14 protein-coding genes are annotated in these 11,911 nt (G+C 53.2%); 12 read left to right on the plus strand and 2 right to left on the minus strand.

The genetic code is table 11. From position 1 onward, the window contains the following. Nucleotides 1-36: 36 nt before the first annotated feature. The 10 genes from ruvA (at nucleotide 37) to HP566_RS02360 (ending at nucleotide 8,091) form a co-directional block, all read left to right on the plus strand. Entirely contained in the window at nucleotides 37-645 is a 609-nt protein-coding gene (ruvA, locus tag HP566_RS02315; RefSeq protein WP_249975639.1) for a Holliday junction branch migration protein RuvA, read from the plus strand. 70 nt (nucleotides 646-715) lie between these two features. Further along, the gene (gene ruvB / locus HP566_RS02320) at nucleotides 716-1,753 is read left to right on the plus strand and encodes a Holliday junction branch migration DNA helicase RuvB (RefSeq protein WP_249975640.1); all 1,038 of its coding nucleotides are present in this window, start codon (nucleotides 716-718) and stop codon (nucleotides 1,751-1,753) included. Continuing rightward, nucleotides 1,750-2,148 carry a tol-pal system-associated acyl-CoA thioesterase gene (gene ybgC / locus HP566_RS02325; RefSeq protein ID WP_284041277.1) on the plus strand — a complete coding sequence of 133 codons (399 nt, stop codon included), beginning with the start codon at nucleotides 1,750-1,752 and terminating at the stop codon, nucleotides 2,146-2,148. Before ruvB ends, ybgC begins: the two co-directional genes overlap by 4 nt. 111 nt (nucleotides 2,149-2,259) lie before the next feature. After that, on the plus strand, nucleotides 2,260-2,955 hold the full coding sequence (tolQ, locus tag HP566_RS02330; RefSeq protein WP_249975641.1) for a protein TolQ: 696 nt from the start codon (nucleotides 2,260-2,262) through the stop codon (nucleotides 2,953-2,955). An 11-nt stretch (nucleotides 2,956-2,966) separates the two neighbouring features. Continuing rightward, a complete protein-coding gene (gene tolR / locus HP566_RS02335) occupies nucleotides 2,967-3,404 on the plus strand; it encodes a protein TolR (protein ID WP_249975642.1) in 438 nt (145 codons plus the stop codon). Between the two features lie 13 nt (nucleotides 3,405-3,417). Continuing rightward, entirely contained in the window at nucleotides 3,418-4,581 is a 1,164-nt protein-coding gene (gene tolA / locus HP566_RS02340) for a cell envelope integrity protein TolA (protein WP_249975643.1), read from the plus strand. Beyond that, on the plus strand, nucleotides 4,581-5,867 hold the full coding sequence (tolB, locus tag HP566_RS02345) for a Tol-Pal system beta propeller repeat protein TolB (protein WP_249975644.1): 1,287 nt from the start codon (nucleotides 4,581-4,583) through the stop codon (nucleotides 5,865-5,867). The genes tolA and tolB overlap by 1 nt, the downstream gene beginning before the upstream one ends. 45 nt (nucleotides 5,868-5,912) lie before the next feature. Beyond that, nucleotides 5,913-6,452: a peptidoglycan-associated lipoprotein Pal gene (gene pal / locus HP566_RS02350; RefSeq protein ID WP_249975645.1), complete on the plus strand. Its 540-nt coding sequence runs from the start codon at nucleotides 5,913-5,915 to the stop codon at nucleotides 6,450-6,452. Nucleotides 6,453-6,501: 49 nt separating this feature from the next. After that, nucleotides 6,502-7,296 carry a tol-pal system protein YbgF gene (gene ybgF, locus HP566_RS02355; RefSeq protein ID WP_249975646.1) on the plus strand — a complete coding sequence of 265 codons (795 nt, stop codon included), beginning with the start codon at nucleotides 6,502-6,504 and terminating at the stop codon, nucleotides 7,294-7,296. Nucleotides 7,297-7,329: 33 nt separating this feature from the next. Beyond that, nucleotides 7,330-8,091, plus strand: a complete 762-nt coding sequence (locus HP566_RS02360; RefSeq protein ID WP_249975647.1) for a YciK family oxidoreductase — start codon at nucleotides 7,330-7,332, stop codon at nucleotides 8,089-8,091. A gap of 52 nt (nucleotides 8,092-8,143) precedes the next feature. Here HP566_RS02360 and HP566_RS02365 read toward each other — a convergent pair whose 3' ends face one another. Both HP566_RS02365 and ubiG read right to left on the minus strand, forming a co-directional pair. Next, nucleotides 8,144-8,824 carry an HAD-IA family hydrolase gene (locus HP566_RS02365; RefSeq protein ID WP_249975648.1) on the minus strand — a complete coding sequence of 227 codons (681 nt, stop codon included), beginning with the start codon at nucleotides 8,822-8,824 and terminating at the stop codon, nucleotides 8,144-8,146. After that, nucleotides 8,824-9,567: a bifunctional 2-polyprenyl-6-hydroxyphenol methylase/3-demethylubiquinol 3-O-methyltransferase UbiG gene (gene ubiG / locus HP566_RS02370; RefSeq protein WP_249975649.1), complete on the minus strand. Its 744-nt coding sequence runs from the start codon at nucleotides 9,565-9,567 to the stop codon at nucleotides 8,824-8,826. The genes HP566_RS02365 and ubiG overlap by 1 nt, the downstream gene beginning before the upstream one ends. Nucleotides 9,568-9,769: 202 nt before the next feature. Between ubiG and HP566_RS02375 the strand changes: the two genes are divergently transcribed. Both HP566_RS02375 and HP566_RS02380 read left to right on the plus strand, forming a co-directional pair. Further along, nucleotides 9,770-11,062 carry a nucleotide sugar dehydrogenase gene (locus tag HP566_RS02375; RefSeq protein WP_249975650.1) on the plus strand — a complete coding sequence of 431 codons (1,293 nt, stop codon included), beginning with the start codon at nucleotides 9,770-9,772 and terminating at the stop codon, nucleotides 11,060-11,062. Between the two features lie 9 nt (nucleotides 11,063-11,071). Further along, nucleotides 11,072-11,902 carry a hypothetical protein gene (locus HP566_RS02380; protein ID WP_249975651.1) on the plus strand — a complete coding sequence of 277 codons (831 nt, stop codon included), beginning with the start codon at nucleotides 11,072-11,074 and terminating at the stop codon, nucleotides 11,900-11,902. Nucleotides 11,903-11,911 lie beyond the last annotated feature (9 nt).

Here is an 11,911-nt window from a genome sequence, read left to right on the forward strand (position 1 = left end):
TAGTAAATGGCTGTTTTTGTTACTGCGAGTATTATTATGATTGGTCGCCTAAGTGGCTCACTACTGGAAAAGCAGCCTCCCTGGATTGTTATTGACGTTCACGGCGTCGGTTATGAGCTGGAGACATCAATGAATACCCTGGTAGCGCTTCCAGCGGTGGGTGAGAAGGTATCACTCTACACACACCTGACCATTCGCGACGATGCCCATCTGCTATACGGCTTTGCCCGCGAACACGAGCGTGCACTGTTTCGCGCGTTGATTAAAGTTAATGGGGTAGGACCTAAGCTTGCATTAGCCATTCTTTCCGGGATGGATGAAGATGCGTTTATGCGCTGTGTAAGGGATGATGATAGCAAGGCACTGACGACATTGCCCGGAGTCGGCAAGAAGACCGCAGAGCGACTGATTATTGAAATGCGCGATCGCTTCCCTGAATGGGAAAATGCCAGCCATGCTCCTCTGGCGCTGGAAGCCACCAGCGGGCGGCCAGCCTCCCGTGATAGTCTGGCTGATGCTGAAGCGGCATTGGTCAGCCTGGGCTACAAGCTTACCGAGGCCGCGAAGATGCTGGCTGACATCGATCCCAACCAGCCCACGGAAGCACTTATTAAAGCGGCTTTAACACGGCGTATGAATGGGTAGGTGTCCTGACCTGTCTCAACGGTAACGGACACGGTTCGCGGTTAAGCAAGTAATCTTAAAAAGAGCCTTTATGTTAGAACACGACCGATTAATCGCTGCTGCACCAGAGCATGGAGAGGTGCGTATTGACCATGCGATCCGCCCTAAGCGGCTCCAGGATTATATCGGCCAACCCAGGGTGCGGGAGCAGTTAGAGATATTTATTGGTGCTGCCCGGCTGCGCGAGGAAAGCCTGGATCATACGCTGGTATTTGGCCCACCCGGGTTAGGCAAAACGACGCTGGCAAATATCATTGCGACGGAAATGGGCGTTGGGCTCAAATCTACATCAGGCCCCGTCCTTGAACGCGCTGGTGACCTGGCGGCCATGCTGACCAACCTGGAACCGGGCGATGTGCTGTTTATTGATGAAATTCACCGCTTATCGCCTGTCGTCGAAGAAGTGCTCTATCCTGCCATGGAGGATTTTCAACTCGATATTATGATTGGCGAAGGGCCTGCCGCACGCTCTATCAAGCTGGATTTGCCCCCCTTTACGCTGGTAGGCGCTACCACACGGGCGGGGCTTTTAACATCACCGCTTCGTGACCGTTTCGGTATTGTTCAGCGCCTTGAATTTTATAACCTTGAGGAGTTAACCGAAATTGTGTCCCGCTCCGCCAGATTGCTAGGTGTCGAAACCAGTAAAGAAGGAGCAGTAGAGGTGGCACGGCGCTCACGTGGGACTCCGCGTATTGCTAACCGCCTGTTGCGTCGGGTACGCGATTACGCAGAGATAAAGGGTAACGGAGCGGTGGACGCTACTGTTGCAGATGCTGCGCTCAATATGCTTAATGTTGATCATCACGGGCTCGATCATATGGACCGGCGCTTACTGCTGGCGATGATCGATAAGTTTGACGGAGGCCCTGTGGGGGTTGATTCGCTCTCCGCCGCCATCGGTGAAGAGCGCGATACGATAGAAGATGTCATTGAACCCTACCTGATTCAGCAAGGCTTAATGATGCGTACTCCAAGAGGCCGTATGGTGACACGCCAGGCGTGGCTGCATTTTGAAAGAACTCCCCATGAACAGTCTGTCGATGTGGAAGGAGAACGCCGTCCATGAGTAATGGGTTTAGCATGCCGGTGCGCGTTTACATGGAAGATACTGACGCAGGGGGGATTGTCTACTACGTTAACTACTTGAAGTTTATGGAGCGTGCTCGTAGCGAGTGGCTGAGAAAATTAGGATTAAATCAGCAAATGCTGCTAGACGAGGGTACACAGCTGGTGGTATACCGCTTGGCCTGTCACTATGCCAAGCCAGCGGGTCTTGACGATGAACTGACAGTGAGTGCGTCGGTAGAGAGTATTGGCCGCTGTCGCATGACGTTTGGACAACAGGTTCGGCGGAATAAGGAACTCCTGTGCGCTGCAACAGTCGAGATAGCGTGCTTGAGTGTGGAGACAATGAAGCCTAAAAAGTGGCCTACCTTACTGAATGCACTCGAGATAGATTGATGAACATCCCAATGTAGGGGATGACAGGCAAGCTTGAATTCTGGCGGCGACTACCGCAACTATCACCACTGAGTCGGATACACCGGCGTAAATTGATTGATGAGGGCAACTGTGAACGATAACACCATGTCCATTCCCCACTTAATAATGAGTGCCAGCACGGTTGTACAGCTGGTGATGTTGCTGCTGGTAGTGGGATCAATCCTCTCGTGGGTGGTGATCTTTCAACGCAGCATTGCACTGCGTAGAGCAAAACAGGAATACAACCAATTTGAAGAAGCTTTCTGGTCGGGAGTCGACCTGAACGAGCTTTACCGGGACATTCCAGCCGATGATCCGCGCCATGGTGCTGAACATGTTTTTCAATCGGGCTTTCGTGAATTTAATCGGTTGATGCCAAAAACCCGTAGTGCCGATACGATCCTGGAAGGCGTTCAGCGCAGTATGCGCGTTGCCTGGTCTCGTGAAGAAGATCGTCTCACCCAACATCTCGTCTTTTTGGCCACTGTTGCATCGGCAAGCCCCTACATCGGTTTGTTCGGTACAGTGTGGGGCATCATGGGATCTTTCCAGTCACTTTCCATGACTGAGCAAGCCACTCTGGCAACGGTAGCCCCCTGGATTGCAGAAGCGCTAATCGCGACAGCCATGGGACTTTTTGCCGCTATTCCAGCGGTCATTTTTTATAACCGGCTGTCCAATGATGTGGCTCGTTTGCTGGGTAAATATGAAGACTTTGCCGAAGAGTTCCACGCTATCTTGCATCGTAATTTGCAAGGTCGTGACGGCAAACCCAACGCCAGTTAAGGGAGTCTGCCATGCAAGGTCCGTTCAACCGTAGCGGCAAGAAAAAGCCGATGGGGGAAATAAATGTTGTCCCCTTTATCGACGTCATGCTGGTATTGCTGGTTATTTTCATGATTACCGCACCCATGCTAACTCAGGGTGTTCAGGTGGATTTGCCTCAGGTGACATCAGAGCCTATTGAAAATCAAGACGATAGTGATCCAATCATTATCTCTGTTGATCGTGATGGTGGGTACTTCATTACGCTTGGTGAGGATTCAACAGAGGTCTCATTGGATCAGATGTCAGAGCGTGTAGTGGCGATTTTACAGCGGCGTCCAGGTACACCAGTTATGGTGCGTGGTGATCGCAACGTTCCTTATGGTCAGATTGTGCTACTTATGAGCACATTGCAGCGTGCGGGTGTCGCTAATGTGGGGCTGCTTTCCGAGCCGCCGCAAGATGGGTAAGGGTGACACACAGATGGCAGTCAATTCACCACGTGACCCCCAGGACGTTGGCTACACATGGCCTACGATTTTGGCCGTTGCAGTGCATGCGTTGGTTGTAATATTCAGCCTGATCAGTTTACCGACCCAAACCACCGAGCCTGACTCATCCTCGATTGTGCAAGCGACTTTTGTTAGCACTGAGACCTTTACCGACCAGGCTCAGCAGGCGACTGATCAGCAAGCGGCCCTGCATAGTGCCGCTGAGCCTGAGCCCGACCCTGAGCCTAGCCAACAGGAAACCGATCAGCAACAAGCAGCTGAAGAGGCGGCCCAGAGAGAGGCGGAAGCTCAAGCAGCAGAGCAGGCGCTGGCATTAGAAGAGGCCCAGGCCCAAGCGGAAGCCCAGCGTCGAGCAGAAGAGGCCCAACAACTGGCGGAAGAGCAGGCTGCTGAAGCACAAGCTCGTGAACAAGCTGCCCAGCAAGCCCGTGAAGAGGAAGCCCAGCGCCAGCAGGAAGCAGAAGAGCAACGCGCCCGCGAAGAAGAGGCCCAGCGCCAGCGGGAAGCGGAAGAACAGCGTGCTCGTGAAGAGGAGGCTCAGCGTCAACAGGAAGCGGAAGAACAGCGTGCTCGTGAAGAGGAGGCCCAGCGCCAGCGGGAAGCGGAAGAACAGCGTGCTCGTGAAGAGGAGGCTCAGCGCCAGCGGGAAGCGGAAGAACAGCGTGCCCGCGAAGAGGAGGCTCAGCGCCAGCGGGAGGCAGAAGAGCAGCAAGCCCGTGAAGAGGAGGCCCAGCGTCAGCGTGAAGCGGAAGAACGCCGAGCTGCTGAGGCAGCAGAAGCGGCTATGCAGCGCCAACTGGCAGGTGAAGCAGAAGCGGCGGCTAATGCCCAGCAGGCGCAGCAGGCAGCCAATAGCTTTATTAATATCGTTCGCCGTGCAGTGGAGCAAGCCTGGCTGATTCCGCCAGGAGCGAGCGACTCAATGAGTGCTACGATACAAGTAAGACTTGGCCCATCTGGGGAGCTGCTGGCAACGTCAGTGGTTTCTTCAAGCGGCGATAGTGCGTTCGACCGCTCTGCCATGCAGGCTGTGGAACATGCTGCACCCTTTGGTGAGTTACGTGATTTACCATCGGACCAGCAGCGCAATTTACGTCAAATTAATCTGCGATTTACCCCGGGGGATGTTCGCTGATGCAAACCTTGAGCAAAGTATGGCTATTTTGCGTATTGCTGTTTGTCAGCAGTGTCGCAAGCGCAAACCTGACTATTGAGATAACGCGAGGGAGCGATCAGGCCTTGCCAATAGGCGTTGTTCCTTTCGCTGGCAGCGACAACATGCCGGAAGATGTCGCGCAGATTATTCAGGATAACCTGGAGCGTAGCGGCTTCTTTGCACCGCTTGAGCGTAGCGCCATGTTTGACCGTCCCAGCCAGTCAGATGACGTGGAGTTTGGCACCTGGCGTTCGCTGGATGTCCGCTATCTGGTGGTTGGGCGTGCCCAGCAAACCAGCAGTGGATATCAGCTTCAATTTGAGCTTATGGATATCAGTGGCCAGCGCCGTATCATTGGCGAAACCGTTACTGCCAACGCCGACGATCTGCGAGGTGCCGCGCACTATATCAGTGATCAGATTTTTGAAGCGATTACCGACATCCGTGGCGCGTTCTCAACCCGCATCGCTTATGTGACGGCTCAAGGGCTGGGTGACGATATGCAGTTTGGCTTATACGTTGCCGATGCTGATGGCCGTAACAGTCAGCAGGTGCTAACCTCTGACCAACCGATCATGTCACCTGCTTGGTCGCCCGATGGTAGCAAGCTGGCCTACGTTTCTTTTGAAACCGAACGTCCCGCCATCTATATTCAAGATGTAGCGACTGGGCAACGCGTTCAGGCTACTTCATTTGACGGTATTAATGGGGCTCCGACATGGTCGCCGGATGGACGTCGTATAGCCATGTCGCTCTCGAAGGACGGCCAGCCGGAAATTTATGTTCTGGATGTCGCCAACCGCTCCGTGGAGCGCATTACTCAAAGCAATAGTATTGATACTGAACCTAACTGGTCGCCGGACGGTCGTAGTTTGTTATTTACTTCGGATCGAAGTGGTGGCCCGCAGATTTACCAGTATGTATTTGGCAGTGGGGAAACCAATCGGATAACGTTTACTGGCAATTATAATGCCCGTGCCCAATACTCACCGGATGGCGACCAAATATTCCTGATTCACCGTTCAAGCCGTGGTTATCAGGTTGCACGTCAGGATCTTGATGGAGGGCGTCTGGTTGTACTCAGTGAAACCACAAGAGATGAATCTCCTAGTGTTGCTCCGAACGGGACCATGGTAATCTTCGCTACCCAACAGGGTAACAATGCGGTGTTGAGTGCCGTATCGGCAGATGGCCGTTCGTCATTCAGGTTGCCCGCAGCACAGGGTGATGTCCGCGATCCCGCGTGGTCACCTTTCTTAAATTGATGATGAATCGCATTAGTTTTCTGTTTTCAGGCAAGGAGTCTGATTATGCAACTTAAACCGTTGGCTCGCTCATTGGCAGTAGCGTTATCTATCGTAGTTATCGCTGGCTGTTCCAGCACCGGCGGAACCCAGGACGGTGACTCTTACGGAAGCCAGGATGGCAGCAGTATGGGTGCTGGGACTGCGGGGGCTGGTACCGGTGGTCAGTATGGTTCAACGACAGGTTCTGGCGCTGGTCAGCAGGCTGACTCACGTATTCCCGAAGTTCGTACCATCCACTTCGACTTTGACCGCGATACAATTAAAAGCGAGTACGAATCCGTTGTGATGGCCCATGCCCGCTACCTGCGCGCCAACCCAAATGCCCAGGTTGTTTTGCACGGCCATACCGATGAGCGCGGTACCCGTGAATACAACATGGCTCTTGGTGAGCGTCGTGCACGTTCCGTTCAGCGCTTCCTGAATACTCAAGGTGTATCTTCTTCGCAAATGAGTGTAGTGAGCTATGGCGAAGAGCGTCCGGCTGCAAGTGGTCAAAGCGAAAGCGCTTACGCCCAGAACCGTCGCGTTGTATTTAATTATTGATGGCATTGGCGTGTTGATAGCACGCCAATAGCGTATCTACGGAGTCATCATGAATCACAGTCTCAAACGCTATTTTGAGAGGCTGTGCGGTGCGGGAGCCATAGTGCTCCCGCTGTCCGTATTGCCCATGGCTGCCGTTGCTCAGCAACCGCTTGTCCAGGATCTCTCATCCGGTACTTCCAACGGTTTCTATCAGCAAATGCAACGCCAGGAACCTTCTGGCGGCAGCTTGGTGTTATTTAACCAAGTGCAGGAACACCAGCGGGAAATCCAACAGTTGCGTGGTGAAATAGAAGAGCTACGCCACCAGTTGGAGCAATTGCGTCGTCAATCGCAGCAGCAATATCTGGATATTGAAGACCGCTTGATGAGTAGTGGCCCCAGCCAGATTGAGCAGTCGACCCCTCAGGTTGAGCCTGAGGCAGCAGAACAAGTGGTGAATGCGCCTTCATCACGCAATGTCAGTGAAGATGCCCAGGCGGACTATCAGGCTGCTTTTGCTCATGTGCAGGCTCGCCGTTTTGGTGATGCCATTGAAGCTTTTGAAGCCTTTGTAGCCGATCATCCGGATAGCAGCTTGACGGCCAATGGCCATTATTGGCTGGGTGAACTCTATGCTGCAGAAGGCGAGTTGAACGCTGCGGATGAAGCGTTCAGCCGTGTGATTGAGCAGTACAGTAATAGCAGTAAAGTTCCAGATGCGCTCTACAAATTAGGTCTGGTAAAAGCCCGTCTGGGGGAGGCTGAACGCAGCCGTGAACTGCTTGAGCAAGTTCGTGACGACTATCCTCAAAGTAGTGCAGCCGGGCTTGCGAACGACTTTCTACGCCAGTCGGCGGGATAATGCCATATTACTTATTTGCTTCAAGGAAACCTCATGAGCTGCAAAATCGACTATCAACCAGCGCCCAATCTTTTGGAGAATCGCGTCGTGTTGGTAACCGGTGCGGGTGATGGAATTGGCCGTGCTGCGGCATTGAGCTATGCCCGTCATGGGGCAACTGTTGTACTTTTAGGGCGCACCATCGCAAAGCTCGAACGTGTCTATGATGAAATCGAGGCGGCGGGAGGGCCACAACCAGCGATTTTTCCGCTCAATTTTGAGGGAGCTACCCTCAAAGATTTCCATGATATGGCGGAGACGCTGGATAAAGAGTTTGGCTGCTTGGATGGCCTGCTTCACAACGCAGGATTACTAGGGCGCATCACACCGTTCGATCAGTATAATCCTGAACTTTGGGAGCAGGTGATGCAGGTGAATATCAATGGCCCGATCTGGATGACGCAGGCGCTATTGCCACTGCTCCAGCGATCGGTAGATGCCTCAGTCATCTTTACCTCATCCAGTGTTGGTCGGAAAGGGCGGGCTTACTGGGGAGCCTATTCGGTTTCCAAGTTTGCTACTGAAGGGTTTGTTGAGGTGCTGGCAGATGAGCTGGAAAATCAGTCTAACATTCGTATCAACACCCTGAATCCAGGCGCGACACGTACTCAAATGCGCCGGACAGCCTATCCTGGAGAAGATCCTGAGACGCTGCGTACGCCTGAAGAGATTATGCCCACATACTTGTGGCTAATGGGCCCAGACAGTGCTGGCGTTAGTGGCCAGCGATTGGATGCTCAGCCACCCCGCGTTTAATCGCTTAAGGGTGGCACGGTGTTTGCTGCTCTAAAGGTTGACTGCTAGAGCATCAAACACCAGGCGAGTGGTAAAAACCCTTCAAGGCATCGACCAGGGCGTCACATGTCTCAAACCATATGTCGGCAGGCCACTGCTGATAGTCATCCTCTTCGCTAATATAGCCATAGCCAACGGCTACTGCGGTCATGCCAGCGGCTTTTGCCGCTTCTATATCACGAACATGATCACCGACATACCAGCAGGCTTCTGGCGCCACATTAAGGCGTCGTGCCGCCTCCCAAAGCGGTTCTGGAGCGGGTTTTCTCACGCTCAGGTCATCAGCACACAGCAGTGCACCTGGTTCGAGGGCTAATGCATCCAGTAATGGCAGGGTATAGCGCCGTGGCTTATTGGTAACAATTCCCCATGGGCGCGCTTCGGAGTGCCAGCGGATAAGCCATTGGTCCAGAGGTTTAAATACCTGGCTATGTACCGCAACAGCCTGTTCATAGGCATCCAGCAGATACTGCCTGGCAATATTATGCTCATCAGTGCCGCTTTCCAGGCCTGTTGCCAATATAACAAGTGCGCTGCCGCCATTTGAAACCTGGCTGCGGATCTGTTCAAAAGGCAGTGGTGTCAGGCCATGATGAAGCCTTAGTGCGTTGGTGGCTTGGGCTAAATCCGGTGCGGTATCCACCAGCGTGCCATCCAGGTCAAACAGTATGGCTTCAGGCATAGGTGTTATCATTACTGGCTCACTTTGCGGCAATACATCATATAGTTGACCGATACATCGTGAGCCACCAAACGATAGCGCCGGGTCAACGGGTTGTAGGTTAGGCCTGTTTGTTCGCGTATTTCCAGCCCTGATAACCGCGACCATGAGGCCATTTCAGAAGGGCGAATGAATTTCGCATAGTCGTGCGTGCCACGAGGCAATAACTTTAGTACATATTCTGCGCCAATAATTGCGAAGGCATAGGATTTTGCCGTGCGGTTTAGTGTGGAGAAAAACACGTAGCCTCCTGGGCGTACCAGCTCACTGCAGGCGCGGATCACCGATGCAGGATCAGGTACATGTTCCAGCATTTCCATACAGGTAACCACGTCGTACTTTCCTGGCTGCTCGGCAGCCAGCGCTTCAACGCTGATATTCCGGTAATCCACCGCTACACCGCTTGCTTCGGCATGCAGGCGAGCCACCCCCAGTGGGGCTTCACCCAGGTCAATACCGGTTACGTTCGCACCGCGGTGGGCCATTGATTCACTTAATATGCCGCCTCCACAGCCAACATCCAGAACGCTCTTGCCAGCAAGGCCGGCGCGGGCATCAATAAAATCAAGCCGTAGAGGGTTGATTTCGTGCAGCGGCTTAAATTCACTTTGTGAATCCCACCATTGGCTGGCGAGTGCCTCAAACTTTGCAACTTCCGCTGCATCGACGTTGCCTTGATAGCGATTAGCAGTGCTATCCTGAGGTGTTGCTGGCATGTTTTGACTCCCGTTATCTGTGAGCGTTGGCGGGGTGCTGTTGCCTTGCCACTGATGACATCAAGCAGCAAGCTGGCATCCAGCTCATCGTTCAGTATTATGTCATTCTAACCATTCCTGGCGCGGAACGCATGAAAAGGAACTCTGCATGATTCATAACACCCTATTTCCCCGACTATTATCCTACCGGGGGGCTTAATAGATGCGCGTGTTACTCCATGGAAGTGAACTAAGTGCTGCTACCGCCTCTGCTGCGCTAGCCTGGGTGGGGCATCAAGTGGACTGGCTGCTGCATGAGTCGGCTCCATGGCCGGTGCTCTCCAATGTTGACTGGTTACGGCGCGAACCGGAGCTGATGACGCATATAGAGCAGGCGTTAGAAAGTGGTACGCTGCGTATCATTGACGCGGTGGAGCAGGCCGACACTCCGGAGGTTGTTTGGCTGGCACTATCACCCGACCAGCGCCAGTCCGGGTATGATTTACTTCAACACCCGCTGTTCCAAACCCACAGTGGTGCGGTACTGATCAATAACTCCACGTTTCCGGTGGGCGAAACAGAGCGGCTGCATGTGCTAATGGGCGACCAGCATAGCAGTGTTGCATTACCTGATACCCTGGAGGAGGGCCGAGCGTGGGCTTCATTCACACGCCCCCTACGCTGGCTTTTAGGCTGTGACGATGCCACGGGCGAGCAAGTCACACGTGAACTACTACGTGCCTTCAATCGGCGTAGCGAAGTATTTCAGCGCATGCCGTGCAGAGCAGCTGAACTCACCAAACTCGCAATCAATGGCATGCTGGCAACGCGTATAAGCTATATGAATGAAATTGCGGGCCTGGCTGATACGCTCGGGGTGGACGTAGAGCATGTGCGCCAGGGTATGGGCGCTGATACCCGTATTGGGTTTGAGTATTTATATCCTGGCTGTGGCTTCGGTGGCCCCAATTTTTCACGTGACTTAATGCGTTTGGCAGATGTGCAGTCGGCAAGTGGCCGATATTCTGCGCTGCTTGAGCAGGTAATGGATATCAACGAGCAGAAAAAAGAGACACTGTTTAGAAAACTCTGGTCGTTCTTTGAGGGGGATTTGGCAGGTAAAACCATTGCGATCTGGGGAGCTGCCTTCAAGCCGGGAACAGCGCGAATTGATCATGCGCCCGTTCTTACGCTGCTTGAAGCCTTGTGGGCTCAAGGTGCTAATGTTCAGTTACATGACCCGGCGGCAACACCAGCGTTACGTGCCCTGGTCGGCCAGCGCAACGATTTGACAACGTTTGAGCAGGACCCGTACCTGGCCTGTGAGGGCGCCGATGCGCTAATGCTGGTGACAGAATGGAAAACTTATTGGAACCCTGACTGGCATCGTTTAGCCTCGCTGCTAAGTGCTAAGTTAGTATTAGATGGACGTAACATTTATGATCCGGCCTTTGTGGCCAGCTGTGGCTTACGCTATAGAGGGATCGGCCGACGTGCGGATCCGACGACTCTGTGAGGAAAAACCATGCCCAATAGCTCTCCGTCCCAGCGCATTGTTCCCGATGTGGGTCAAAGCATGACTGCGCAGCACTTGCGTCACCGCAAGGGGCCGCGGCTGTGGCCATTGTGGCTGATGATCATTCTAATCATCATCGCGCTGGGTGCTGCTGCGGTAGGCCTCTGGTATGAGCGTGAGCGTTTATTGGGTGAGGTTTATCGTGTGAGTGGGGAGGCATCTAACCTGCATGCCAGGCTCGACTCTGGCGACACAGATACTGAGGATACGTTAACCTTAATACAAGCGCAGATGTCGACACTGTTCCAGGAGCAAGAGCAACTGGCGATGACGGTCACCAATACCCGTGAAGAGCTTTATGGGTTTTTAACTGCCAATGACGACCTGGTATCCAGTGACGCTTTAAGCTCACTTTCACAGACGCTAGAGCAACTTAAAGAGCAAGCGGCGTTACGTGACGGACAGCTGGCGGCTATTCGAACATCGCTGGATGCCCTGGAACAGACGGGAACCTCAGGCAGGCAAAATTTGGTTGAGGAAATATCTTACCTTGAGCAGAGCACATCACAGCGTTTGGCAGCACTTGAACGCCAGTTGGAAAGTGAAAGTGGTGAATTGGAAGCTCAGTTTGTGGCCTGGCGTGAAGAGGTAGACCAGCGGTTAACTGAAATTACCGCTAACATAGAAGAATCATCTACAGAGGATGCATTTGTTAGTGAAGAATCTTTTAATGCCCTGGAGCAGGAGTGGGCCCAGCGTTTGAATACCCTAGAGAGTGATATCCGCCAAGTGCGTCAGGCACAGTTAGCGTTTAGCGCGCAGATGGAAATGCTCCGATAAGTAATGTTC

The sequence above is a fragment of the Vreelandella olivaria genome, assembly GCF_023507745.1.
In the GTDB taxonomy this organism is placed as follows: Bacteria; Pseudomonadota; Gammaproteobacteria; order Pseudomonadales; family Halomonadaceae; genus Vreelandella; species Vreelandella olivaria_A.

What these genes read in the sequence shown, in the direction of transcription:
- tolR (WP_249975642.1), top strand. Translation starts at nt 2,967, where the DNA reads ATGCAAGGTCCGTTCAACCGTAGCGGCAAGAAAAAGCCGATGGGGGAA.
- pal (WP_249975645.1), top strand. Translation starts at nt 5,913, where the DNA reads ATGCAACTTAAACCGTTGGCTCGCTCATTGGCAGTAGCGTTATCTATC.
- ybgC (WP_284041277.1), top strand. Translation starts at nt 1,750, where the DNA reads ATGAGTAATGGGTTTAGCATGCCGGTGCGCGTTTACATGGAAGATACT.
- ubiG (WP_249975649.1), bottom strand. Translation starts at nt 9,567, where the DNA reads ATGCCAGCAACACCTCAGGATAGCACTGCTAATCGCTATCAAGGCAAC.
- HP566_RS02375 (WP_249975650.1), top strand. Translation starts at nt 9,770, where the DNA reads ATGCGCGTGTTACTCCATGGAAGTGAACTAAGTGCTGCTACCGCCTCT.
- ybgF (WP_249975646.1), top strand. Translation starts at nt 6,502, where the DNA reads ATGAATCACAGTCTCAAACGCTATTTTGAGAGGCTGTGCGGTGCGGGA.
- HP566_RS02365 (WP_249975648.1), bottom strand. Translation starts at nt 8,824, where the DNA reads ATGATAACACCTATGCCTGAAGCCATACTGTTTGACCTGGATGGCACG.
- HP566_RS02380 (WP_249975651.1), top strand. Translation starts at nt 11,072, where the DNA reads ATGCCCAATAGCTCTCCGTCCCAGCGCATTGTTCCCGATGTGGGTCAA.
- ruvB (WP_249975640.1), top strand. Translation starts at nt 716, where the DNA reads ATGTTAGAACACGACCGATTAATCGCTGCTGCACCAGAGCATGGAGAG.
- tolA (WP_249975643.1), top strand. Translation starts at nt 3,418, where the DNA reads ATGGCAGTCAATTCACCACGTGACCCCCAGGACGTTGGCTACACATGG.
- HP566_RS02360 (WP_249975647.1), top strand. Translation starts at nt 7,330, where the DNA reads ATGAGCTGCAAAATCGACTATCAACCAGCGCCCAATCTTTTGGAGAAT.
- ruvA (WP_249975639.1), top strand. Translation starts at nt 37, where the DNA reads ATGATTGGTCGCCTAAGTGGCTCACTACTGGAAAAGCAGCCTCCCTGG.
- tolB (WP_249975644.1), top strand. Translation starts at nt 4,581, where the DNA reads ATGCAAACCTTGAGCAAAGTATGGCTATTTTGCGTATTGCTGTTTGTC.